Genomic DNA, 21,835 nt, shown 5'->3' with positions numbered 1-21,835 from the left:
CGGAAGGAACGCGCAATGACGGAGAAGCCAGCCTCCAACACCAAGTCCTACGAGGGATTCGATGCGGACGAACGCGCCGCAATGAAGGAACGGGCCCAGGAACTCAAGTCCGCATCGCGAAAAAGTGCCGGCGCCGCCAAGCCGGATGGCGAAAGCGATGTGCTGGGGAAGATCGCCGAGATGTCGGACTCGGACCGCGCCATTGCCGAACGGCTGCACGCCATCATCAAGGACAATGCGCCGGAGCTCGCGCCGAAGACCTGGTACGGGATGCCTGCCTACGCCAAGGACGGCAAGGTGGTCTGCTTCTTCCAGCCCGCGGACAAGTTCAAGGCACGGTACTCGACGCTCGGATTCAGCGACCCCGCGAACCTCGACGACGGCACCATGTGGCCCACTTCCTACGCCCTGACCAGATTGACGGCAGCCGATGAAGCGAAAATCATTGAGCTCGTGAAGAAGGCAGCCAGCTAGCGGCCCGCGCCTGGACGGGGCGCCCGGGCGCGATTTCCCCTTGCCAGTTCGCGCCAACGGTGGGACTCTGCTGGAAGAGCGAGAGGTCCGGGAGTCCCATGGCACAAAGCACCGAGATCGACGGCGTTGCTGTCGATGAGCTGCAGACATCGTTTCGGGGCGACCTCGTCCGCCCGGATGACGCTGGCTACGACCAGCATCGCAAGGTGTGGAACGGATCGATTGACCGCCGTCCGGCCCTGATTGCCCGCTGCACCGGCGTCGCAGATATTCGCGCCGCGCTCCGCCTCGCGCGCTCGCAGGACCAGCTGGTCGCCGTGCGGGCAGGCGGACACAGCTTCCCCGGATTGTCAGTGTGCGACGGCGGCATGGTCATAGACCTGGGACCCATGAAAGGGATCAGGGTGGACCCCGAGGCGCGCACGGTACGCGTCCAGGCCGGCGTCCTGCTCGGCGAGCTCGATCGCGAGACGCAGGAGTTCGGCCTCGCCGTTCCGTCCGGGATCGTCACCCATACCGGGGTGGCGGGCCTTGCCCTGGGCGGCGGCATCGGCTGGGTCATGCGCAAGTACGGACTCACCATTGACCAGCTGCTGTCCGTAGACGTGGTCACCGCCGACGGCGAACTGGTCAGGGCAAGCGAGGACCAGAACGCCGACCTCTTTTGGGGTGTGCGGGGCGGTGGCGGGAACTTCGGCATCGTCACCGACTTCGAGTTCCGGCTCTGCCCGGTGGGCCCGTACGTGATGGCGGGTCCGGTCTTCTGGGCGATGGAAGATGCCCCGGAAGTGCTGCGGTTTTACCGGGACTGGATCGGGGACTGCCCCGACGAGCTGATGACCATCGCCGTGCAGCGTAGGGCGCCGGCGCTGCCGATCGTACCGCCGGAGCTTGTGGGCAAACTCGTCCTGGCTATCACGGCCTGCTACACAGGCCCGGTTGAGGAGGGCGAGCGGGCCCTCCGCCCGCTCAAGGAATTCGGTTCGCCGGTGCTCGATTTTTGCCGGCCCAAGCCGTTTCTGGAGCATCAGCGGACGTTCGATCCGGCCTTCCCGCACGGCTGGCATTATTATGTCAGGTCCTGTGACGTGGCGGCCCTGAGCGACGAGGTCATCGACATCGTGGCCGAGCACGGCAGCCGCATCAGCTCGCCGGTCACCAGCATCGCCCTGTGGCAAATGGGCGGTGCCGTGGGGCGGATCGACGATGGTGCCACGGCCTTCAATGGCCGCCAGGCCGGGTTCACGTTCAACATCAACGGCAACAGCAAGACCGCCGAGGGCTTCGATGCTGAGCGGCAATGGGCGCGGGACTACTGGTCTGCCCTCGCGCCCCACCACACCAGCGTCTACGTGAACTTCCTGATGGAAGAGGGCGAGGAGCGGGTCAGGCAGGCCTACGGTGCTGCCAAATACGACCGGCTCAAGGCACTCAAGAACAAATACGACCCCACGAACTTCTTCACCCTGAACCAGAACATCAAGCCGGGCTGACCACTACTTCGCGGTGAGCTCCGCGTAGAGCTTCTGCACCCGGGCCCTGATGTCGTCCCGGACCAGGTGCATGCGTTCCATGCCCTCAATCCCCCGTTCGGAGGGTTCATCCGTTTTCCAGACCTCGTAGCGGGTGCCGTCGCGCGGTTCGAGCTTCGCCTCGGTACCCAGGACGATGACGGCGTCCACGGTGTCCAGGACCTCGTCAGTGACGGGCTTGGGGTGTTCGCCGCCGATGTCGATGCCCAGTTCGGCCAGGGACTCCACGGCCTGGGGATTGAGTGAGCTTCCCGGCGTAGTGCCTGCGGAGTAGACCCTGACGGTTCCACCGGCCAGCTGGCTCATGAGGCCGGCCGCGAGCTGGGATTTGCCGCCGTTTTTGCTGCAGACGAAAAGCACAGACGGTGCGTTGGAGGTGCTTCCGGTTTCCTGGGACATCACTGTGCTTTCTTGTGTACGACTGTTCAGTTGCTGCCGGATCGTCCGTGGGACAGCCCGGTGGGGAAGCCTACCAGCACAGGTTCCGGAGCGGAGCAGCAACCGGCCTCGGCGGATTTTGGCGTGGACGCTGCCGGGATGTCGCAGCTGGTGCCGGCGTCGGTGGAGCAGACGCCGGTCTCAGGGAGTTCGAGGTGGACGGCATCGGCTGATTCCTGGTCGCCGGCAAGGGCGGCCACGACGGAGCGGACCTGTTCATAGCCTGTGGCCAGCAGGAAGGTCGGGGCCCTGCCGTAGGACTTCATGCCCACGATGAAGAAGTCCTTGTCCGGGTGGGCCAGGACTTTCGCGCCGTGCGGCGGGACGGTTCCACAGGAGTGGAATTCGGGGTCGATCAGAGGGCCGAGCTCCACGGGAGCCTCGACGGCCGGGTCAAGGTTGAGCCGGAGCTCGCGCAGGATCTCCAAGTCCGGACGGAAACCTGTACAAGGCACGACGACGTCCGCGTCCAGGGTGCGGCCGTCAACGGCTTCAACGGTCACGCCGGAATCCAACGTCTTGAGCGAAGCGATGCCGAAGCCGGTGTGCAGTTCGACGGTGCCGGCCTCCACGAGGCGGCGGACCCGGCCGCCGAGCTGGCCCCGTGCGGGAAGCCCGTCGGCGTCGCCGCCGCCGAAAACCTTCTCTGCGGACGCGCCGCGGACCGCCCAGAGGATCCGGGTGTCCGGCTCGTCCCTGGCGAGGTCGGCGAGGCCGATCAGGGTGTTGGCGGCGGAGTGTCCCGCTCCGACCACCAGGACCCGGCGGCCGGCGAAGGCTGCCCGGTCCCGGCCGGCGACGTCGGGAAGCGGCGCGGAGATCCGCTCTGCTGCTGCTTCCTCGCCGATGGCAGGCAGCCCGGAGGTGCCCAGCGGGTTTCGGCGGGACCAGGTGCCCGAGGCGTCGATGACCGCTGCGACAATGTGGTCGCGCGTTTCTCCGTCCTGATGTTCGACGCGGACGACGAACGGTGTGGTGTCGCGGTTCCGGACGTGGGTCTTGTCCAGGCCCTCCCGCGTCACGGCGGCCACGCGGGCGCCGGTCTGCAGCCGGGTCGCGATCCCGGGAAGGGCGGCCAGCGGCGCCAGGTAATTGTCGATGAGTTCCCCGCCGTACGGAAGGGCGGTGGGCCGTGGCGCTGCCCAACCGGCCGCTTCAAGCAGGCGGGTGGCCGCGGCGTCGAGGTTGAACCGCCAAGGTGAGAACAGCCGGATGTGGCGCCATTGCTCAATGGCCGCGCCCGCCGTCGTGCCTGCTTCGAAGATCAGCGGCTCGAGGCCGCGCTCAAGCAGGTGCGCCGCGGCGGCCAGGCCGACAGGGCCGGCGCCGATCACTGCAACAGGAAGGTTCTTCGCTGGCTCCATGGTTGTCCTTTGTTCCATCTGTCGGTCTGGCCGTTCTGGCAGGGAGGGTGTGTCAGCAGCAGTCTTGCTCGTCGTCGCAGCAGCCATCGCCGCAGCATCCGGTGTTCATTCAGCTCGCCTCCTCCCCCGCTTGGGCCTTTGCTTGGTCGGGTTACCTGGCCGCAGGGATGAGGGAGGCGATCAGGCCTTCGATGCGGGCCTTGATCTCGTCGCGGATGGGGCGGACGGCGTCCACGCCCTGGCCGGCCGGATCTTCCAGGACCCAGTCCTCATAGCGTTTGCCGGGAAAGTACGGGCATTCATCGCCGCAGCCCATGGTGATCACCACGTCCGATTCCTGCACGGCCTCGGTGGTGAGGACCTTGGGGATCTCGGCGGACATATCGATGCCAAGCTCGGCCATTGCCTCGACGGCGGCCGGGTTGACCCTGTCGGCGGGCTGGGACCCGGCGGAGCGGACGTCGATGTTACCCGCGGCGAGCGTGGTCAGGAAGGCGGCCGCCATCTGGGAGCGTCCGGCATTGTGGACGCAGACGAAAAGAACGGAGGGCTTCTTGGCCGTTTCGGTGCTCACGTGGTTTCTCCTGGGATCAGTCTGGTGACGGCATGCTGGGCTGCCTGAGGCCGAACATTGATAATGATCGATACAAAGAAGTATCGGACTAAAGATTGATGATTGTCAATATTATGAAAGGGCAAGGACGCGTCAATTTTGACGCCGTCCATTCTTCGATCAAGCTGTTGCCATGCCCTCACTGCAGCCACCCCTGTGGCGTCGTGCCGTCTCGGAACTTCTCGGCACCTGCCTGCTCGTAGCCATCGTCGTTGGCTCCGGAATCGCCGCACAGCAACTCTCCCCTCACGACGTCGGCCTGCAGCTCCTGCAGAACAGCACCGCCACAGTGCTGGGCCTGACGGTCCTGATCCTGGTGTTCGGCCCCGTCAGCGGCGCCCACTTCAACCCCGTGGTCTCGCTTGTCGACTGGGTCCTGGGCCGGCGCAGCGGTTCCGGGCTGACCCTGCCGGAGCTCGGCACCTACGTGGCAGCACAGACCGTGGGTGCAATCAGCGGCAGCGTCCTGGCCAATGCCATGTTTGAGGTGGGCACGTCCATCTCCGCAAAAGACCGGGCCACCACCGGACACCTCCTCGGCGAAGTCGTCGCGACCGCTGGCCTCGTCCTCCTGATCTTCGCCCTGGCCGCCACCAAACGCGGCGTCCTCGCAGCCCCGGCGGTGGGCGCCTACATCGGCGCCGCCTATTGGTTCACGTCCTCGACGTCGTTCGCGAATCCGGCCGTGACCGTCGGCCGCATCTTCAGTGATACCTTCGCCGGCATTGCACCGGCATCCGTTCCCGGCTTCGTGGCGGCGCAGCTGGTGGGCGCCGCCGTCGGCCTTGGCCTCCTCCTGATCCTGTTCCCTTCCGCCGCCAACGCCGCGGACGACGTCGTCCTTCCGCACCATTCCGGCACGGCCGGTCCATAGCCTTCGTCGTTGCCCTTCCCCGACTACATTGATGACTGTCAATGTCAGGGCATAATGGATATATGAAACTGCTGCCCGTACTGGACCAGGCCACGGATGAAGCCTGCTGCACTCCCTCAGGAGTCCCTGCCCTGGGCGCCGAGGAAGCGAAGCAAAAAGCCCTGGTGTTCAAGGCGCTGGCCGATCCGAACCGGCTGCGGCTGCTGTCCATCGTCAAGGCGGACGCCTCCGGCGAATCCTGCGTGTGCGACCTGACGGAGCCGCTGGACCTGGGCCAGCCCACGGTCTCCCACCACCTGAAGATCCTGGTGGAGGCCGGGCTCCTGCACCGCGAAAAGCGCGGCACCTGGGCCTACTACTCCCTGGTACCCGGGGCCCTGGACGAGGCGGCCGGACTTCTGGCCACGCTGTGACCATGCCGCGACAGTCAGCTGTGGCCATACGTCCCATGCTCGACAGCGACTGGCCGGCGGTCCAGCGGATCTACGCCGAAGGAATCGCCACCGGACACGCAACCTTCGAATCGGAGGCGCCCGGCTGGGAACAGTTCAATGCGTCCAGGCTCCCCCGCCACCGGCTCGTCGCAGAAACAGCCGACGGCGCAATCCTTGGCTGGGCCGCCGTCTCCCCCGTCTCCGCCCGACCCGCCTACTCAGGCGTGGTGGAACACTCTGTCTATGTCGCGGCCGAAGCGCGCGGGCTCGGCATGGGCGCAAAGCTGCTGCAGGCCTTGGCTGATTCCACGGAACGTGACGGGATCTGGACCATCCAGGCGAGCGTCTTTCCCGAAAATGAGGCCAGCCTCAAACTCCACCTCGCTAACGGATACGTTGAGGTGGGCCGCCGACACCGCATCGCCAGGATGGCCCACGGACCGCTCACTGGGCGGTGGCGCGACACCGTCCTGATCGAACGCCGCTCCCCCGCAATCTGAATGGTTGGGACAGTGCTGCCGGGCCCCTAGATCTTCTCCACGCTGAGGTTCCGGTAGGCCGCCCTGAGCGGTGCCATCTGGCGGAAGCCGATGCGGCCGCCGCCCAGCACGTTGTCCGACGGGTCCGACCACTCAAAGAGAGTCAGTCCGTTGATGGAGAACGCCACGCGCGGCCCGTCCTTCACCACTTCCATCCGGTAGAAATCCACGGCATCCCCGGTGGGCGGCAGCGGGTCGGCGCCCTGGGCCACCAGTTCAAAGCCGGCGCTTTTCCGGAGGTTGCAGGTGCGGAAGGCGCGCTCAGACTCGTACTTGTGCCGGAAGTAGGAGATGTGGAGGGCGTCGATATCGCCGGAGTGGTACTGCGGGTAGTACCCGGTCCTCGGCGCCAGGCCGGCGGAGAACAGGTCCCGTCCTTCGTGGCCCACGGCTGAGAAGAACAGCATCGCCAGGCCCGGTTCGGCGAGGGGCAGGAACTCCCAGCTGATCCGGATGCCGTCCGGGAATTCCTCCGGGCACCAGAACGTCCAGTGCGCATGGTCCCCGAACTCTTCGTCGTCCAGCGAGCCGGACAGCTCCAGCGCACCGTCGTGGCTGGCCAGGCTCAGCGGTCCTTCCGCCACCCAGCCGGCCACGTCCGCCGGGCCTGCAAGCGGGTTGCTGTACAGCAGGCCGGTGCTGCCGCGCGGCGCACCCACCTAGCCCCGCCCCGCCGTCGTGCTTACCCCCAACGCGGGGTCACTTCCGGCCCTATTTTCGCCGTTTATTGGGCTTGATGTGACCCCGCGTTGCTTGGGGCCGAAGCCGAGCATGCTCAGCCGGGCGGCAACTTCCTCCGCGACGAGGGCCGCTCCAGTCTGGGAGAAGTGCGTGTTATCCGCCAGCCCGGCAGGCCAGAAGGCGTGCTCACCGGGCCCGAAATGGCAGAACAGGGACTGGGATTCCTCAACCCCCAGCTCCTCATACAGCGCACGGGTCCAGGCGTTGAGGTCGACGGCGGGCAGCTGCAGTTCAAGTGCGATTTCGCGGACCACTTCGGGGTAGTCCTCCAGGCTTTCTTCCAGGACAGCGTCCGACGCCGGCCCGGCCAGGAAGTGCCGGCGCTCCACCGAGGTGCAGAGCACCGGCACCGCTCCCCGGGCACGCACGTCCGCCACCATGGTGCGGAGGTTGGCGGCGTACCCGGTCCTGGCCGCGAGGTGGACCTTTTTCTGGTCGTTGTGCCCAAACTGGATCAGGACGAGGTCGCCCTCCGCGGCGGTGTCCAGCAGCTGCCCCCAAAGCCCTTCCTCCCGAAAGGACTCCGTGCTGGCCCCGCCCTTGGCGAAGTTGTGCACGGCGGCCCACGTGTACGTGTGCCGGGGCAGGTGCGCTCCCCAGCCGCTCATGGGGTACTCGTGGGTGGGACAGTTGGCCACCGTGGAATCTCCGGCGAGCAGGATTTTCATACTGTGCTTTCTGTTGTTTTTGGCGCGGTCAGCCCTTGACGGAGCCGATCAGCATGCCCTTGGCGAAGTGCTTCTGCAGGAAGGGGTAGAAGACCAGGATGGGCAGGGTGGCGACGACGATGACCGCGAACTTGATGCCCTGTTCAGGCGGGATGTAGTTCGGGTCCACGTTTCCGGTGCCGAGGAGATCCGAGGAGGCCGTCACTTGGCGCAGGTACATCTGCAGCGTCCATTTGGAGTTGTCACTCAGGTAGAGCAGGGGTGACATGAAGTCGTTCCAGATTCCCACGGCGTAGAACAGCGCGAACGTTGCCAGCACCGGTTTGGAGAGCGGCAGCAGGATCCGCCAGAGGATCCCGACTTCGGTGGCGCCGTCCATTTTGGCGGATTCCTCCAGCTCGGCGGGGAGTTCCTGGAAGAAGTTCTTGATGATGATCAGGCTGAACGGGTTGATGGCCGCGGGCAGGATCAGGGCCCAGTAGCTGTTGAGCAGGCCGAGGTCCTTGATCAGCAGGAAGGTGGGGATCATGCCGCCGGAGAAGACCATGGCGAAGACCACCAGGGACAGGATGAGCTGGCGGCCGCGGAGGTTCCGTTTGGCCAGCGGGTAGGCCATGGTTACGGTCAGGATCAGCTGGACCACGGTGCCCACCGCGGTGACCAGGACGGTGGTGACCAGGGCGCGGATGAACGCCGGGGTGGAGAAGATGTATTCGTAGGAGCCCAGGCTGAACTGTTCGGGCCAGACGAAGAAGGCCCGCCGGGTGATTTCTGCTTCGGTGGCGAAGGAGCCGGCGAAGACGTAGACGAACGGCAGCAGCGTGATGATGCCGATCAGGGTCAGGAAGACGTAGTTGGCGGCATCGAAGATCCGCCCGCCGGTGGTGTTGTGAATCTTCATTAGAACAGTCCGCTCTGGTTGAACCGCTTGGCCAGGGCGTTGGTGCCGAAGATCAGCACGATGCCCACCAGGGATTTGAACAGTCCCACCGCGGTGGAGTAGGAGTAGGCGCCCTGGGTGATGCCCACGAAGTAGACGTACGTGTCGAAGACGTCGGCGACATCGCGGTTCAGGGCGTTGGTCATGAGGTAGATCTGCTCGAAGCCGGTGTTGAGCATCTGCCCGATCGCGAGGATGAGCATCACGATGATGGTGGAGCGGATCCCGGGCAGGGTGATGTGCCAGACCCGGCGGAACCGGCCGGCGCCGTCGATGATCGCGGCCTCGTACTGGTCCTGGTCCACGGTGGCCAGGGCGGCGAGGAAGATGATGGTTCCCCAGCCGGTGTTCTTCCAGATTTCCTGCAGCACGATCAGCGGCCGGAACCAGGCGGGGTCGGAGAGGAAGTCGATGTCCGTGCCCAGCACGTTGTTGATAAACAGGAACAGGGGCCCGAAGTCCAGGGCGAACAACAGGAAGCTCAGCGACGCCACAATGGTCCAGGACAGGAAGTGCGGGATGTAGACCAGGGTCTGGACGGTGCGTTTGAGAATGCTCAGGCGGACCTCGTTCAGGAGCAGCGCGAGCACGATGGTCAGCGGGAACGCCACGCCCAGGTTCAGGAAGGCCAGGATCAGGGTGTTGCCCAGCAGCCGGCCGAAGTCCGGGTTGGAGAAGAAGTCCTGGAAATGGGTGAACCCCACCCACGGGCTGGCATTCACGCCCAGGAACGGGACGTAATCCTTGAAGGCAATGCTGACGCCGTACATCGGGGCGTAGCGGAACACCGCGAAGTACAGCACGCCGGGCAGCAGGAGCAGGTAAAGCCACTTGTAGTGCGCGAAATGAACCGAGAACTTGCCGCGCGGGACTTTAGGGGGCTTGCCCGGCTTTTTGCTCCGTTTTCCGGCTTTGCCGTTCTCCGTGCCGGCATCGTCGCCGGCGCCGATGTTCGAGGCCAGTGCATCTGTCAGTTGCGACATTCAGGCCTCCTTTCTGGTGGTGGGGATCCGCCGCCGGCCGGCCCGCACGGTGTGCGGGTCCGGCCGGCGGCGCCGGGGGCTGTTACTTGCTGTCCTGCCAGAGCTTGTTGATCTCTTCCTGGACCTTGTCGCCGCCGCTGGACTTCCACAGCTTGATGGCGTCCTTCAGGCCCTGCTCATCGATCTGGCCGGCCAGGTACTTGATCCGGGCATCCGCCACGATGTTGTCCAGCTGCGCACCCTTGGCCACGTAGGTGGGCGAAACGAAGGCCGCGGCCGGGTTGTAGACGGCGCTCTTCAGGTCTTCTGCCATGACCTTAACTCGCTCGTCGTAGACTTTCTGCTCGTACTCAGAGGCCTGCTTGACGGGGTAGAAGTTGTTGCCGGTGACGTTGGTGCCTAGCTGCGCGTAGCTCTTGATGTCCGTGGCTACAGCCTTGCCCTCGGGTGTTTCGGGCTTGATGGTGGCCGCCTTGCCGTCCTCGACGGCGAAGTTCACGCCTTCGATGCCGTTGTTGAAGAGCGTGGCAACTTCCTTGCCGTTCATGGTGTTCAGGAATTCCAGGACGTTCTTCAGCTCAGCCTCGGTGCGGACGCTGGTCTTGGGGATGGCCAGGAAACCGGAGTAGCCGTCGGTGGGGTGGGCGTTGAGTTCGCCGTCCGGTCCTTTGAGGTTGCCGACGAAGCCCACCTTGTTTTCGAAATCGTTGGGGTTGGCCTGCTTGAACAGGTTGATCAGGACGCTGACGCGCGAGTCGACGTCGACGATGATGCCGCCCTTGCCGTTGAAGAACGGCTCGTTCCATTTGGTGCCGTCGAACGTTGCGAAGTCCGGGTTGATGAGCTTCTCGTCCACCATCTTCTTGACGAAGCGGTTGGCTTCGAGGAATTCCTCGGTTTCGAAGCTCGGGATCAGCTTTCCGTCCTTTTCGGTCCAGCGGTTCCCGGCGCCGTACCACTCCTCGATGATGTCGTAGGGGCTGTTGGAGCCCAGCGCGCCCCACTTCGGGATGGTGATGCCCCACGTGTCGTTCTGGCCGTTGCCGTCCGGATCCCGCTCGGTGAAGGCCTTGGCCACGTTGTAGAGGTCCTCGGTGGTTTCAGGTGCCTTCAGGCCCAGCTTGTCCAGCCAGTCCTGCCGGAACATCACGGCCGCGCGCATGGGTCCGCGGGCCCGGAAGACGCCGTAGACCTTGCCGTTGACGCTGGCGTTGTTCTGCACCTCGGGGAAGGTGGTCTTCAGGTTGGGGTACGCGTCCAGCTTGTCGGTCAGGTCCCAGAAGGCGCCCGCCTCGGCGTTCTTGACGAACCCGGGCGACTTGCTCTGCACCACCATGATCTGGGGGATCTCGGAGGACGCCAGCGTGATGTTCATTTTGTCTTCGTAGGATGCGTTGGGCGCCCAGGTGATGTTCACATCCTTGCCTGTGAGCTCTTCGAACTTCTGCTGCACGGCACCGTCGGCCGACGGCGGTTGCGCTTCCAGGAACGGCGCCATGATGCTGATTTTGGTGGTATCAACGGCGGGGGTTTCACCTGCTCCGCAGGCTGTCAGGGTCAGGGCCGTGGCGGTCACGACGGCGGCGGCCAGGCTGAGTTTTCTGGTGATCATGTTGTTCCTTTTCCACTTCTTCGGGGTTGGTTCCGGCAGGTCATCTCACCGGGTTCGTTGGGGCGGTTCAGGTGGTGCGGTTGGGTTGGTGCGGTTCAGGTGGCCATGCGGGCCAGGTCGCGGGGGTGGCTGGCCCAGCGGGGTTCCCCCGGCGGGCCGATCAGTTCCAGGCAGAGCATGGCGTTCAGGCCCCACTGGGAGGCCCAGTTGGTGGAGACGTTGGGATGTTCGACGACGGGCCGCCAGGTCTGTGCCTGCTGCAGCGATGCGGCGAAGGGGGTATTCAGTCCGCCGCCGGCGTTCTCCAGCAGGAAGTCCCAGGCCGTGGCAGCGAGTTCATCGTCGCGGTAGTACCAGGCGCCGTAGGCCATCATTCCGGTGGCCATGGACGGCCAGCTGAAGTGCGTGTCGTCCAGGGCGCCGCCGGTGAGGCGCTGCTTTTCGGCTTCGGGCAGGGCGTAGAAACGGCCGAAATCGGCGAGCATCCGGCGGAAACCGTCGTGGTCCAGCGCCTCGGCCACCTCCATCCACACCTGCGGGGCGCCGAAGGCGATGATCATGTGGAAGCCGCCCTCCGTGCCGGTGAACATGTGGTGCAGGTCCAGGGCTGCGGCGTCGAATTCCAGGGTGGGTCCGGAGAGCAGCCCGTGGGGCATGGCTTCAAGCTGGCCGATGCCCTTGGTGATCCGGTCCTTCCACTGGGTGTCGCCGGTGCGTTCCCATTCGCTGAACCAGTTGGATACCAGGGCCGACCAGTCGGGGCCGATCCGGAGGTGGGTCCGTTCCGGGGTCCGCTCGTAGAACTCGCGCATCGGGTCGAGCCGGTCCAGGGCGTGCTCGGCGTCGCGGACCTCGGCGAGGAGCTCGCCGATGCGTTCGTCGCCTGTGAGGAAGTAGTAGTAGCGGTGCAGGCCGGCCATGCTGATCCGGACTTCCTTGCAGCCGCAGCCCCAGTGGACCACGTTGTGCCGCGAGCCCAGCTGGGAGTACTCGCCGAAGTGGTGCCGGTCCACCTCTGCGCTGTGCCAGGTCATGGCCTCGGCCAGGCGGAACGCCCGGGCGTCGCCGGTGCGAAGGAACGACTGCCAGAGCCACATGTTCGGCGCCAGTTCGTTGTTGGCCCAGGCGAAGCCGCCCAGGTCATAGCGCCACTGGTGGCGGTACTGGTCGTAGCTGTGCATAAAGTCGCCGTAATTCCAGTAGCCGTACCAGCCGCGCTGTTCCACTTCCCGGGTGTAGAAGTCCACCAGCCCGTCGAGCCGCTGTTCGACGGCAGCGCCCGCGGGTTCCGCCGCCGGCAGCCCCCAGGTGGTGCCGGCGGCGCGGGAGGAGTAGTACAGCTCAGGGGCGCAGACGGGCTGCGCGGGCTGCTGGCGTTCGCAGGCAAGATCCCACAGCCAGTCGTTGGAAGGGGAGCCGTCCACGAGGTCAAAGGTGAGGTGGGAGGTGTTGGCTACGCCTTCGGGCGTGGAGCGCAGTTCGTCGAAACCTTCGTAGGCGCTGGCCACGTGGCATTCGTCCGTGTAGTGGCGCAGGTCCATGGGTTCCACGGACTCGGCCCAGGACCAGACCGTGAAGGAGGCGGAATCCCCGGCCAAGCCGTCCACTTCCAGGGCCGCAGGGTATTTCTGCCAGAAGCCGCGCAGGGTGATGGCCACCCCGCCTGTGGCGTCGCCGGCGTACAGCAGTCCCTGGCTGCGGTGGCCCTTGCCCATCCGGACGGGCAGCAGCTTGGCTTTGGTCTGCTTCTCCAGCCGGAAGTAGTCCTCGGATTCCTGCGTCACGCGGAAGCTGGACCAGACGGCGTTTATACGCCCGACGGTGAACAGTTCCGCTGTCTCCGGCGTCTCGGCGACGGCCTGGCCGGTGAGCTGGCGCGCGTAGTCCGGGTTGTCGCCGCTGAACGGCCGGGTGTAGAGGGATTGCACGGGTTCGGTGTAGACGGCGGTGTCCCCCGCGATGCTGACCCGGCGGTTGAGCAGGTCCCCGCTGAGGCTGCGGTCCAGCCGCAGTCCGATGCCCTTGATGATCCGGTCCTTGGCCGCGTCCTGGAACAGCAGTGTCTGGGTGACCTGCACGGTGGCCTGACCGGCGAAGAACGTGAGCCGGATGATGAACCGGAGCAGTTCGGTGCCACGGGCGGCGACAGATCCTTCGATCCGGACCACCGTCCGCACGGTGCCCGGGGTTTCGATCTCCGCGGACTCGACACTGGCCTCGGCATCCGGTGCACTCACCACGAGCCGCAGTGCGTCGCCGAGTTGGCGTCCGTCGGGTGAAGTAAACGGGCCGGTGAGCGCCGCCCCCGCCGTCTGGCTTCCAGCGGGGATGGCCACCGTAAAGGTTCCGGTGTCGACACGGATGGTCCGGCCGTCGGAGGCCGCCAGCAGCCGGGACGGCTTCGCGGGTGCAGGTGCCGGCGAAGCGGCCGGTGCCACGTCCGGGGCAAGCTTCGGTTCCAACGCCGCGGCGTCCGTGCCCGCCGGAACCACCACAGCATGGGCGGTCCATTTAACGGTGCCGTCCGGCCAATAGGCCAGCGGCCTGGCCTCATGGGCCAGCGCAGCATCAGCAAGCCTGATGCCTGGGACGCCCACGGCGTCCAGATCGCCCTGCGCCCACGGCCTGCCGAAGGACAGAGCGGTGTCCACTCGTGGTGCCTGCTCAAGCCATTTCACAGCGCGTGCTCCTCTTTGATGTCTTCCAGGACCAGGTAGTCGTAAGCGCCCAGGGTGTGGATGCCCGCGGGAAGTGTGACGGCGGGATGGCCGGGATGGCTGCCGCCTTCGGCGTGGACAGCCTGCTTGCCCAGCAGCCTGCGGGCGGGCCGCAGCAGCGTAAACGCGCTCGGTTCCCGGCCCATGTTGACCAGCCAGTGCTGCAGCCTGCCGTTGCGCCAGCGCGGATATTCGGCCACGGAGCCGCCCGCGGTGCGGACCGGCGGCAGCACCCCGGCGCAGGCGTGTTCGACGACGGCAGCCAGCGCCGCGCCGTCGTCGTCCGCGCCTGTGCCCGGGCCAGTCCCGGTGCCCGTCCCGGGGCCGGTGCCTGGATAGGAGCCGAGCAGGATCATCCGGCCGGCGCCGATCCGGCGTTCGGTGGCGAATTCAAGGCCTTCGGCCGGGCCTGCCGTGACGGTTCCGAGCGCAGTGGCGGCGCCAGGCAGGTCGGTTTCCGGCAGCCGGAAGAAGGTGCTCATCCGGGAGAGGACGACGTCGTGCCCCAGGATGGAGCCCCGGGAACCCGAGCCGGTGGCCGGGAACTGGAAGACGGACTCGACGCCGGCGGCGGACTCCAGCCCGCCGAGGGCGGAGTCGGCATGCCAGGTGTGGTGCTCCGTGCGGTCTCCGGTGCCGGGCCCGCACACCCAGGTGCCGCCGTCGTGGACCCAGTGGAGGATCCGCTCCCGGTCCTGCACGGACAGGTGGTGGACGAACGGGGTGAACAGGACCCGGTATCCCGCGAGGGAGGCCTCCACCGGAAGCAGGGACCGCTGGATGCCGGCCCGGACCAGTCCCGCATGGAATGCCGAGACCAGGCTCCGGTAGCCTGCGCCGCCGCCCGATTCTGTTGCGAGGAATGCCTTCGCGTGGTCCGAGTAGTGCACCGCGACGGCGGGCTGGGCCGGGCTGCTGTGCTCCAGCAGCGGCTTCACGGCGGGGAGCAGGCGGCCGATGGCGTCGGCGGCGGAGTAGCCGATGGTGGGCTGTCCCCAGGCGCTGAGCACCGAACCGTGCGCCTGTTCGCTGCCGCCGCGGTGCTGGCGGAAGTGCCAGAACAGGAATCCGGCGGATCCTGAGGCGTAGTTGGCGAAGGCCTCGGCTTCGACGAACCCGTGCGGGTGCGGCACGCCGTAGTGCTGCACCGAGCCGCCGTGGCTGGGACTGGTTTCCATCAGGACCGTCCGCCGGGTCTTTGCCAGCCGCGGGAAGTAGTCCAGGTTCATCAGGAAGGCGGAATGGTTGCTGGCCGACGGGTAGGTGTCGAAGCTGGAGAAGTCCAGGTCCGCGAAGAGTGCAGCGTTGTCCAGGTCGAAGCCGAAGCCGCTGTTGTGCGTCACGGGAAGGTTGCTGTGGGCGCGGATGATGTCCGCCTGTTCCCGGGCAAACCGGTTGATGAGCTCCTGGCTGAACTGCCTGAAATCGTTGACCAGCGACGTGTTGTGCAGGAAGGGCGTGGGGCCGGGAAGGGGCACCTGGGCAAAGTTTTGATACGTTTCACTCCAGACCGCGGAATGCCAGGCCTCGTTGAGCAGCCCAACCTCCTGATAGCGCTCGGCCAGCCAGCCGGCCCACAGATCACGGCAGGTGGCGCAGTGGCAGCCGCCCACATGGGACTTGAACTCGTTGTCGAGCTGCCAGGCCAGCACCCTGCGGTCATTCCCGACGGCGGCCGCGATGGCATGGGTGATCCGTGCGGCGCGGTCACGGAAAACGGGGTTGTTGGTGCAGATGTGCTGCCGGGAGCCGTGGCCCAGCGCAACGCCGTCGGCCGTGTGGTGCAGGCGTTCCGGGTGGCCGTGGGTGAGCCAGACCGGCGGCGTGGCGGTGGGTGTGCAGACGATGGCGTTGAGCCCGTTGGCGCCGAGAACATCGAGGGCGCGGTCCAGGACATCCAGGCGGATCCCGCCGTCGTCCGGCTCCAGGGCGGACCACATGAACTCGCCCAGCCTGGCCGTGTTCATGCCCAGCCGGCGCATGTGGGCGGCGTCGGATTCGAAAGTGGCGGCGTCCAGGACCTCGGGGTAGACGGCCGCGCCGTAGAGGAGCCGGCCGTCGAAGAGCTCACCCAACGGGTGCCCCCTGCCGGGCGGGGCGGGCGGCTGCGGTGCCGGACGGACGGGCGACGCCGGTGCTGCCGCCGGCGGGCATGTCAGCTTCCTGGAGCGCGGCCACGGCCGCCACGGACTCGTCGTTGGCGGTAAAGAACCGGTCGCACAGCCATCCGGTCACGTACAGCCAGGCGCCGATGCTGAAGAACGGAATGAGTCCGGGCAGCGCGCGGCTTGCGTGGACGGCTGCGGCCGTGACGAACAGCAGGATGACCGTGCCCGCCAGATGGCGGATGGCGAAACGGGAACTGGTCATCAGGTACTGGCCCAGCGGCAGTTCGTAGCGGGCATACATCGGGAAGAGGTAGCAGACCGCCCCGGCCAGGAAAATGGCGGCCACAAACGTGCCGGCCGCGATCAGCTGGGACATCAGGTCCCCGGCGCCGGACGAGTAGTTCCAGTTCAGGGCAAGTGCGACGGCCACAGCCATGACGGGAAGCGCCAGTGCGTTGGCCCGGACGAAGTTCGCAAAGTATTCACGGGTAAAGGACCTGAGCAGCGGGGCGGCTTCTCCGCGCGCCCTGCGCCGGACCAGGATCTGCGCTGCGGCCGTTGCCGGACCAGCACCCAGGACGCCCAAGCCCAGGAGGGTGAAGAGGATCCATAACAGGTTGAGGCAGGCGATCCACAGCAGGGTGTCAAAGAACGAGTAGGCCCGTGCACTGAAATTTCCAGCCAGCATGGCAAAGCTCCCTTCGGTTCTCCATCGTTGCAGAAACGCTTCCATGAGTGGCCGGCGTCACGTGAGTAATCGGTTTCTCGAAAATCTAGACCCCTCACGGCGGCAGGTCAAGCCCAATTTTGAATCGTTACATAGCTGGACTCTGCACCCGGTCGTACTCCACACTGGTTAATGGAAAGCGCTTGCTGGGTGAACAGCCTGCGTGCGCCCAGGGTGAAACAGCCCCGTCTCCGCCAGCCAACGCCGGCATGGCGGGCACGCCGCATCGACCGCTCCGCCGCCGTCACGTCGCCGCCGCCGGGGCCAAGCTTTTGTGCCTGCGGGCAGAAACGGAGATCCATTGGGAACGCCAGCCGGCACCGCCGCCGAGTCACAGTCCCGGAACGCTGATCAGGGCCAGGCCGACGGCCTTGCTGAGATCCCAGATCCCACCCATGCCGGAAATTCGGTCCATTCCCAAGATCCTGCGCAGTCCGAAGTCCGGGCGGCGGCACCCGCCCCGGCACAACAGCCGGCGCAAACCGGCCCGGCCCGTGTGGCGCTGGTAGGCGTCCACGGCTTTGGCACACACCACCTGCGCAACCTTGAGCGCCTCCAGGCTGCCGGCGTCGTCGAACTCGTTGCCGTGGCTGACCCGCAGCCGCCTGCACCGGGATCCGTGCCGGACACGGCCGCTGTTTTTCCCGGGCTTGCCGAACTCCTGGCAGCAACCCCGGACCTGGAACTGATCATTGTGGCCACGCCCATCCAGACCCACGCACCGCTCGGGCTCGCCGCCCTCACCACAAACGCCGACCTGTATCTGGAGAAGCCGCCGGTGGCGTCCCTTGCGGACTTCAACACCCTGTGCGAGGCCGCCGAGGCGTCGGGACGGAGCGTGCAGATCGGTTTCCAGAGCCTGGGATCGCACGCGCTGCAGGCCATCGAGGAACTCCTGGCCGGCGGCACCATCGGCACGCTGCAGGGCATCTCGGCCACCGGCCGCTGGGTCCGTGACAGGGCCTACTACAAGCGCTCCCGCTGGGCCGGAAAGCGGAGCATCGACGGCGTCGACGTGGTGGACGGCGTCGCCACCAATCCCCTGGCCCATGCGGTGGCCACCGCGCTTCGCATCGCCGGCGCCCGCACCGTCGACGATGTTGCTTCGGTGGAAACCGATCTCTACCGGGCCAACGACATCGAGTCCGACGACACCTCCGTCATCCGGATCCGCACCGCCACGGGACTTCCCGTCACCTGCGCCCTCACCATCTGCGCCACCGAATCCGTGGAACCCTACGTGACACTGCAGGGGTCCCTGGGCGAGGCCGTGTTCCATTACACCGAGGACCGCCTCACCGTGACCACCCCTGCCGGGCGGACCGAGCAGGTCCTCGGCCGGGACGACCTCACGGAGAACCTGCTTGCCCACCGCCGTGAGGGCAGGGAGCTCATCAGCCCGCTCCTGGACAGCGGTGCTTTTATGCTGGTGCTCGAAGCCATCCGCACCGCGCCGCTGCCGGCCCTGATCGACGGCGCCTACGTCCAGTGGGAGGGTGACGGAGAGGCCGCCCACGCCGTCGTCGTCGGGATCGAAGATGCTTTGGAACGTGCCGCCCGGGAGCACGCCACCTTCAGGGAACTCGGACTGCCCTGGGCCCTGCAGGCTCACGGATCTGCTTCCTGATGGGTGTCTCCCCCGCCCAGGAAGCCACCCGCACGCAGACCCGACAGGGCGAACTGCAGGCGGCCGGCTTACTGACGGATGGCCTGGCCCCGTGCCTTACGGCGTCGTTGCGCCCGGTGTTTGGCTGGCGGCTGATCCACCCGGAAGACGCCGATCCTGCCGCGGCCCGGCAGACCGGCTACGAAATCGCCGTCGAGGATTCGGCAGGCGCTGAGGTCTGGTACTCCGGGCCCGTCCCGTCGTCCGGCCAGTCCGGGATTCCTTACGACGGTCCGGAACTGGCCGGGGATGCAGACTACAGCTGGCGGGTCCGGGTCAGTGACGCCGGAGGGTTCCCCGGCCCTTGGTCCGAGGCCGAGCCGTTCAGCACCGGACTTCCGGACACCGGGTGGGGTGCCGACTGGATCCACCGCGCACCGGGTGGCCGGGCTCCGCTGGACGTCCTCGAGGGCGCCCTTCGTGTCGCCGGCTCGCCGTTCCTGCCCATCCCCTGCCCGCCGGTCCGCAGTTTCACCTTGAAAGCCCGCCTCCGGCCGGTCATGGGCTGGGCCGGCCTGCTCCTTCGCAGCAGCGGCCCCGGCACAGGACTGCTGCTGGAACTCAACACGGCGGGCAACGTGGTGCTCCGCCGCGCCCCCGCCTGGGACATCCCCGCCGCCGCCACTCCGGAGACCGAGGTCCTGGCCAGTGCCCGGCTTGACCGCAACGCCGTAGCCAGCCAGCAACGGCTCCCCGGCAAGGACCTGGTCCCCGGCACCTGGCAGGACCTGACAGTGTCCGACGACGGCACCACCATCACGGTTGCCCTTGACGGCGTTGAGCTGCTCACCGTGGCCGAGCCGCTCCCGGCAGGGTTCGAGGGTCACCTCGCCCTGCATCAGGGTCCCCGCAGCCAGGCCGAGTACGCCTCGCTGCGGATCACCGGCGCGGTTCCTGCCGGCAAGCCTGATGCCAGTGCTGTTCCTGCCAACGCCGATGATGCGGGCATTGATCCTGCCGACGCCGTTTTCCTGGACCACCGGTTCAGCGAAGGCCCGGAAGAGGCCCGCGCGTTCCTGGGCCACTGGGCGGGCACCACCGCGCACCGGCAGCCTGACGAATGGACGCTCTTCCGCACCACCGTGCGGCTCACCGGCACCGTTGCGCGGGCCCGCCTTTTCGCCGCGGCCAGCCACCACGCGCAGCTGGCCCTGGACGGCACGGCCTGCCTCAGCACCACCTCCTTCGGCTACCCCGGCGAGGGATATTACGACGCCGCCGACGTCACCGCACTGCTCGCCGCCTACACACCGGGCGGACCGGAACGGCCGGTTCGGACCGGACAGTCCGCCCACCGGGACGCGCCGGTCCCGGTTCCCCTGACGGCCCTGCTGCACTGGTACGGCCCCGGCCAGGGCAGGGCCGCCGGCGTTCCGGGCCTGCTGGTCCGGCTCAGCGTGGACTACACGGACGGCCGCCGGGAGGTCTTTGGCTCCGGTCCCGACTGGACGGCCGCCGAAGCCCCCTACCGGCAAGCCGGCTACCGGAACGATGAGGGCGACCCCGTGGAGCACCTCGACGGGCAGGCCGCGGCCGCACTGGATGCAGGCCAGGACATGCCCCCTGCGCTCAGCTACGGCCCCCACCCCGTCTCCGCGTTCCCGGCCCTGCACCCCCGGCGCACCTCCCTGTCCGAAACGTTCGTTGCTCCCCAGTCCTTCCAGACCGCAGCCGACGGCACGCTCGTGGCGGACTTCGGCCGGGTCATCCCGGCCCGCCCGGAAGTGGACTTCCGCACCGGCGTGGCCGGACGGACCCTGATGATCCGGGCAGGCTATGTCCTGGATGCGGACGGGCGGGTGGACCGGGGCAAAACAGCCAGCCAGAACACCGACATGTCCTTCCCTTACACCCAGGCGGAAGGCCCGCAGCAGTTCCGCGCCACAGTGCACCTGGGCTTCCGGTACCTGGAACTGCCCGGCGTGCAGGCGACCGACCTGTCCCGGGTAGGCGCCGTCGTCGTGCACGGCCGGCACCCGGACGAAGGGAGCTTCAGCAGCTCCGACCCCACCCTGGACGCCGTGTTCGGGCTCCTGCGCGACTCCGCGCTGTACGGCATCCAGGAGCAGTTCGTTGACACGCCCACCCGTGAGAAAGGCCAGTTCCTGGCCGACGCCGTCAACATCTCCTACGCCACCATGGCCCTGTTCGGCGAGCACGCCTACACGGCGCAGGCGCTGCGGGAGTTCGGCTGGTCGGCCGGCCGCTACTGGACCGCCGGCGAGGATCGTGGGCGCTACAACGCTGTCTACCCCAACGGCGACGGGAAACGGGACATCCCCGACTTTTCGCTCATGATGCCTGAGTGGGCCGAGGAATACCACCTCCGGACCGGGGACCTCGCCCTGGTCAGGGAACTCCTCCCGCACCTCCGCGACACAGCGGACTACGCGTTGCGGTACCTCGCCACGGAAGGCCCGACGGCGGGACTGGTCACCGAACTGGGCGGCGGCTCCGGCCCCTACCTGCACGGCATCGTGGACTGGCCGGCCCCCGGCCGGTACGGCTACGACATGGACTGCGCGGCCAAGAGCACCGTCAACGCCCAGGCCTACTCCGCCCTCATCTCCACGGCCCGGCTGTGCAGCCTCGCCGGCCAGGAGGACGCAGCCGTCCGGTACGCCGGCCACGCCGGGGCACTCGCGGAAACCATCCGCACCCGCCTCCGGGTGGACGGCGTGATGGTGGACGGCCTGCACGCCGACGGCACCCCCAGCAACCAGGCGTCCCAGCACGCCACCTCCTTCCCGCTTTCCCTCGGCATCACCGATCCGGCCTATGCATCTGCGGACGCGAAGCGGATCGCCGGCCAGGGCATGCGGCAGGGACCCATGACCGTGCACCGGCTGGTCCGCGCGCTGCTGGCCGAGGGCCTGACGGACGCCGTGCTGGACCTGCTCACGTCGGCGGACCAGCCGGGCTGGGCGCGTCTCCTCGAGTCCGGCGCCAGCTTCACCTGGGAAGCCTGGGACCTCGCGGAAGGAACGGACTACAGCCAGTCCCATGCGTGGTCCGCCTCCGTGGTGAAGGAAATCCTGGAGTCCCTGCTCGGCGTGCGCGTGACTGTTCCCGGAGGCAGCGAGCTGCTGATCGAACCGCCGGTGTGCCGGCTGGAGCATGCCAAGGGTACCGTCCCGCTGCCCAACGGCAGCGTAGCGGTCAGCTGGCGGCGGACGGCCGCGGGAACGCAGCTGGAATGCACCGTTCCGGCCGGCGTCACCGCAACGGTCCGGATGCCCGCCGGCACTTACGGAATCCAAGGGCCGACGGCGGGACCCGCCGTCGTGCGTTCACACGACTTCAGGATCCACCCAGGTACCTGGACCTTCACGCCGTCCGACGAATCCTGACAGGGACACCCAAAGCCAAACGACGCCGGATGCGGTTCGCATCCGGCGTCGTTCT

18 protein-coding genes are annotated in these 21,835 nt (G+C 67.1%); 7 read left to right on the top strand and 11 right to left on the bottom strand.

Features of this window, described 5'->3' with window-relative positions:
• Window positions 1-15 precede the first annotated feature (15 nt).
• Together J2X42_RS13255 and J2X42_RS13250 are read left to right on the top strand one after the other, a co-directional pair.
• Window positions 16-474, top strand: coding sequence for a DUF1801 domain-containing protein (locus tag J2X42_RS13255; RefSeq protein ID WP_310165844.1), 459 nt, complete (start codon window positions 16-18; stop codon window positions 472-474).
• Between the two features lie 98 nt (window positions 475-572).
• Window positions 573-1,967, top strand: a complete 1,395-nt coding sequence (locus J2X42_RS13250; protein ID WP_310165842.1) for an FAD-binding oxidoreductase — start codon at window positions 573-575, stop codon at window positions 1,965-1,967.
• Between the two features lie 3 nt (window positions 1,968-1,970).
• Here J2X42_RS13250 and J2X42_RS13245 read toward each other — a convergent pair whose 3' ends face one another.
• The 3 genes from J2X42_RS13245 to J2X42_RS13235 all read right to left on the bottom strand — a co-directional run bounded on the left by J2X42_RS13245 (window position 1,971) and on the right by J2X42_RS13235 (window position 4,382).
• On the bottom strand, window positions 1,971-2,405 hold the full coding sequence (locus tag J2X42_RS13245) for a low molecular weight phosphatase family protein (protein WP_310165840.1): 435 nt from the start codon (window positions 2,403-2,405) through the stop codon (window positions 1,971-1,973).
• A 26-nt stretch (window positions 2,406-2,431) separates the two neighbouring features.
• Entirely contained in the window at window positions 2,432-3,808 is a 1,377-nt protein-coding gene (locus J2X42_RS13240; RefSeq protein WP_310165838.1) for an FAD-dependent oxidoreductase, read from the bottom strand.
• Between the two features lie 151 nt (window positions 3,809-3,959).
• A complete protein-coding gene (locus J2X42_RS13235) occupies window positions 3,960-4,382 on the bottom strand; it encodes an arsenate reductase ArsC (RefSeq protein WP_310165836.1) in 423 nt (140 codons plus the stop codon).
• Window positions 4,383-4,554: 172 nt separating this feature from the next.
• On the opposite strand from J2X42_RS13235, the gene J2X42_RS13230 reads away from it, so the two are divergent.
• From J2X42_RS13230 to J2X42_RS13220, 3 genes are all read left to right on the top strand, one after another.
• The gene (locus J2X42_RS13230; protein WP_310165835.1) at window positions 4,555-5,295 is read left to right on the top strand and encodes an MIP/aquaporin family protein; all 741 of its coding nucleotides are present in this window, start codon (window positions 4,555-4,557) and stop codon (window positions 5,293-5,295) included.
• A 62-nt stretch (window positions 5,296-5,357) separates the two neighbouring features.
• The gene (locus J2X42_RS13225; RefSeq protein WP_310165833.1) at window positions 5,358-5,708 is read left to right on the top strand and encodes a metalloregulator ArsR/SmtB family transcription factor; all 351 of its coding nucleotides are present in this window, start codon (window positions 5,358-5,360) and stop codon (window positions 5,706-5,708) included.
• 2 nt (window positions 5,709-5,710) lie between these two features.
• Window positions 5,711-6,229, top strand: a complete 519-nt coding sequence (locus J2X42_RS13220) for an N-acetyltransferase family protein (protein ID WP_310165831.1) — start codon at window positions 5,711-5,713, stop codon at window positions 6,227-6,229.
• Window positions 6,230-6,255: 26 nt separating this feature from the next.
• On the opposite strand, the gene J2X42_RS13215 is transcribed toward J2X42_RS13220, so the two are convergent.
• The 8 genes from J2X42_RS13215 to J2X42_RS13180 all read right to left on the bottom strand — a co-directional run bounded on the left by J2X42_RS13215 (window position 6,256) and on the right by J2X42_RS13180 (window position 16,725).
• Window positions 6,256-6,927, bottom strand: coding sequence for a DUF1961 family protein (locus J2X42_RS13215; RefSeq protein WP_310165829.1), 672 nt, complete (start codon window positions 6,925-6,927; stop codon window positions 6,256-6,258).
• Window positions 6,928-7,677: a rhamnogalacturonan acetylesterase gene (locus J2X42_RS13210; RefSeq protein ID WP_310165828.1), complete on the bottom strand. Its 750-nt coding sequence runs from the start codon at window positions 7,675-7,677 to the stop codon at window positions 6,928-6,930.
• Window positions 7,678-7,705: 28 nt separating this feature from the next.
• The gene (locus tag J2X42_RS13205) at window positions 7,706-8,578 is read right to left on the bottom strand and encodes a carbohydrate ABC transporter permease (protein ID WP_310165826.1); all 873 of its coding nucleotides are present in this window, start codon (window positions 8,576-8,578) and stop codon (window positions 7,706-7,708) included.
• Window positions 8,578-9,600, bottom strand: a complete 1,023-nt coding sequence (locus tag J2X42_RS13200; RefSeq protein WP_310165824.1) for an ABC transporter permease subunit — start codon at window positions 9,598-9,600, stop codon at window positions 8,578-8,580. The genes J2X42_RS13205 and J2X42_RS13200 overlap by 1 nt, the downstream gene beginning before the upstream one ends.
• Before the next feature lie 82 nt (window positions 9,601-9,682).
• Window positions 9,683-11,212 carry an extracellular solute-binding protein gene (locus J2X42_RS13195; RefSeq protein WP_310165822.1) on the bottom strand — a complete coding sequence of 510 codons (1,530 nt, stop codon included), beginning with the start codon at window positions 11,210-11,212 and terminating at the stop codon, window positions 9,683-9,685.
• A gap of 95 nt (window positions 11,213-11,307) precedes the next feature.
• Entirely contained in the window at window positions 11,308-13,890 is a 2,583-nt protein-coding gene (locus tag J2X42_RS13190) for a hypothetical protein (protein WP_310165820.1), read from the bottom strand.
• Entirely contained in the window at window positions 13,887-16,004 is a 2,118-nt protein-coding gene (locus J2X42_RS13185; protein WP_310165818.1) for a beta-galactosidase, read from the bottom strand. Before J2X42_RS13185 ends, J2X42_RS13190 begins: the two co-directional genes overlap by 4 nt.
• Entirely contained in the window at window positions 15,997-16,725 is a 729-nt protein-coding gene (locus tag J2X42_RS13180; protein ID WP_310165816.1) for a DUF624 domain-containing protein, read from the bottom strand. Before J2X42_RS13180 ends, J2X42_RS13185 begins: the two co-directional genes overlap by 8 nt.
• Before the next feature lie 340 nt (window positions 16,726-17,065).
• Between J2X42_RS13180 and J2X42_RS13175 the strand changes: the two genes are divergently transcribed.
• Entirely contained in the window at window positions 17,066-18,391 is a 1,326-nt protein-coding gene (locus tag J2X42_RS13175) for a Gfo/Idh/MocA family oxidoreductase (RefSeq protein ID WP_310165814.1), read from the top strand.
• Window positions 18,391-21,780: a family 78 glycoside hydrolase catalytic domain gene (locus J2X42_RS13170; RefSeq protein ID WP_310165813.1), complete on the top strand. Its 3,390-nt coding sequence runs from the start codon at window positions 18,391-18,393 to the stop codon at window positions 21,778-21,780. Before J2X42_RS13175 ends, J2X42_RS13170 begins: the two co-directional genes overlap by 1 nt.
• The last annotated feature ends 55 nt before the right edge of the window (window positions 21,781-21,835 follow it).

The sequence above is a fragment of the Arthrobacter sp. BE255 genome (assembly GCF_031457335.1).
Classification (GTDB): domain Bacteria; phylum Actinomycetota; class Actinomycetes; order Actinomycetales; family Micrococcaceae; genus Arthrobacter.
Note: the sequence above shows the minus strand (reverse complement) of the source record. Positions and strands in the feature narration are given on the sequence as shown.

Bases quoted from the DNA above. Each gene is read 5' to 3' on its own strand.
- J2X42_RS13180 (WP_310165816.1), bottom strand. From the start codon at position 16,725: ATGCTGGCTGGAAATTTCAGTGCACGGGCCTACTCGTTCTTTGACACC.
- J2X42_RS13230 (WP_310165835.1), top strand. From the start codon at position 4,555: ATGCCCTCACTGCAGCCACCCCTGTGGCGTCGTGCCGTCTCGGAACTT.
- J2X42_RS13240 (WP_310165838.1), bottom strand. From the start codon at position 3,808: ATGGAGCCAGCGAAGAACCTTCCTGTTGCAGTGATCGGCGCCGGCCCT.
- J2X42_RS13170 (WP_310165813.1), top strand. From the start codon at position 18,391: ATGGGTGTCTCCCCCGCCCAGGAAGCCACCCGCACGCAGACCCGACAG.
- J2X42_RS13195 (WP_310165822.1), bottom strand. From the start codon at position 11,212: ATGATCACCAGAAAACTCAGCCTGGCCGCCGCCGTCGTGACCGCCACG.
- J2X42_RS13245 (WP_310165840.1), bottom strand. From the start codon at position 2,405: ATGTCCCAGGAAACCGGAAGCACCTCCAACGCACCGTCTGTGCTTTTC.
- J2X42_RS13200 (WP_310165824.1), bottom strand. From the start codon at position 9,600: ATGTCGCAACTGACAGATGCACTGGCCTCGAACATCGGCGCCGGCGAC.
- J2X42_RS13210 (WP_310165828.1), bottom strand. From the start codon at position 7,677: ATGAAAATCCTGCTCGCCGGAGATTCCACGGTGGCCAACTGTCCCACC.
- J2X42_RS13255 (WP_310165844.1), top strand. From the start codon at position 16: ATGACGGAGAAGCCAGCCTCCAACACCAAGTCCTACGAGGGATTCGAT.
- J2X42_RS13205 (WP_310165826.1), bottom strand. From the start codon at position 8,578: ATGAAGATTCACAACACCACCGGCGGGCGGATCTTCGATGCCGCCAAC.
- J2X42_RS13225 (WP_310165833.1), top strand. From the start codon at position 5,358: ATGAAACTGCTGCCCGTACTGGACCAGGCCACGGATGAAGCCTGCTGC.
- J2X42_RS13250 (WP_310165842.1), top strand. From the start codon at position 573: ATGGCACAAAGCACCGAGATCGACGGCGTTGCTGTCGATGAGCTGCAG.
- J2X42_RS13220 (WP_310165831.1), top strand. From the start codon at position 5,711: ATGCCGCGACAGTCAGCTGTGGCCATACGTCCCATGCTCGACAGCGAC.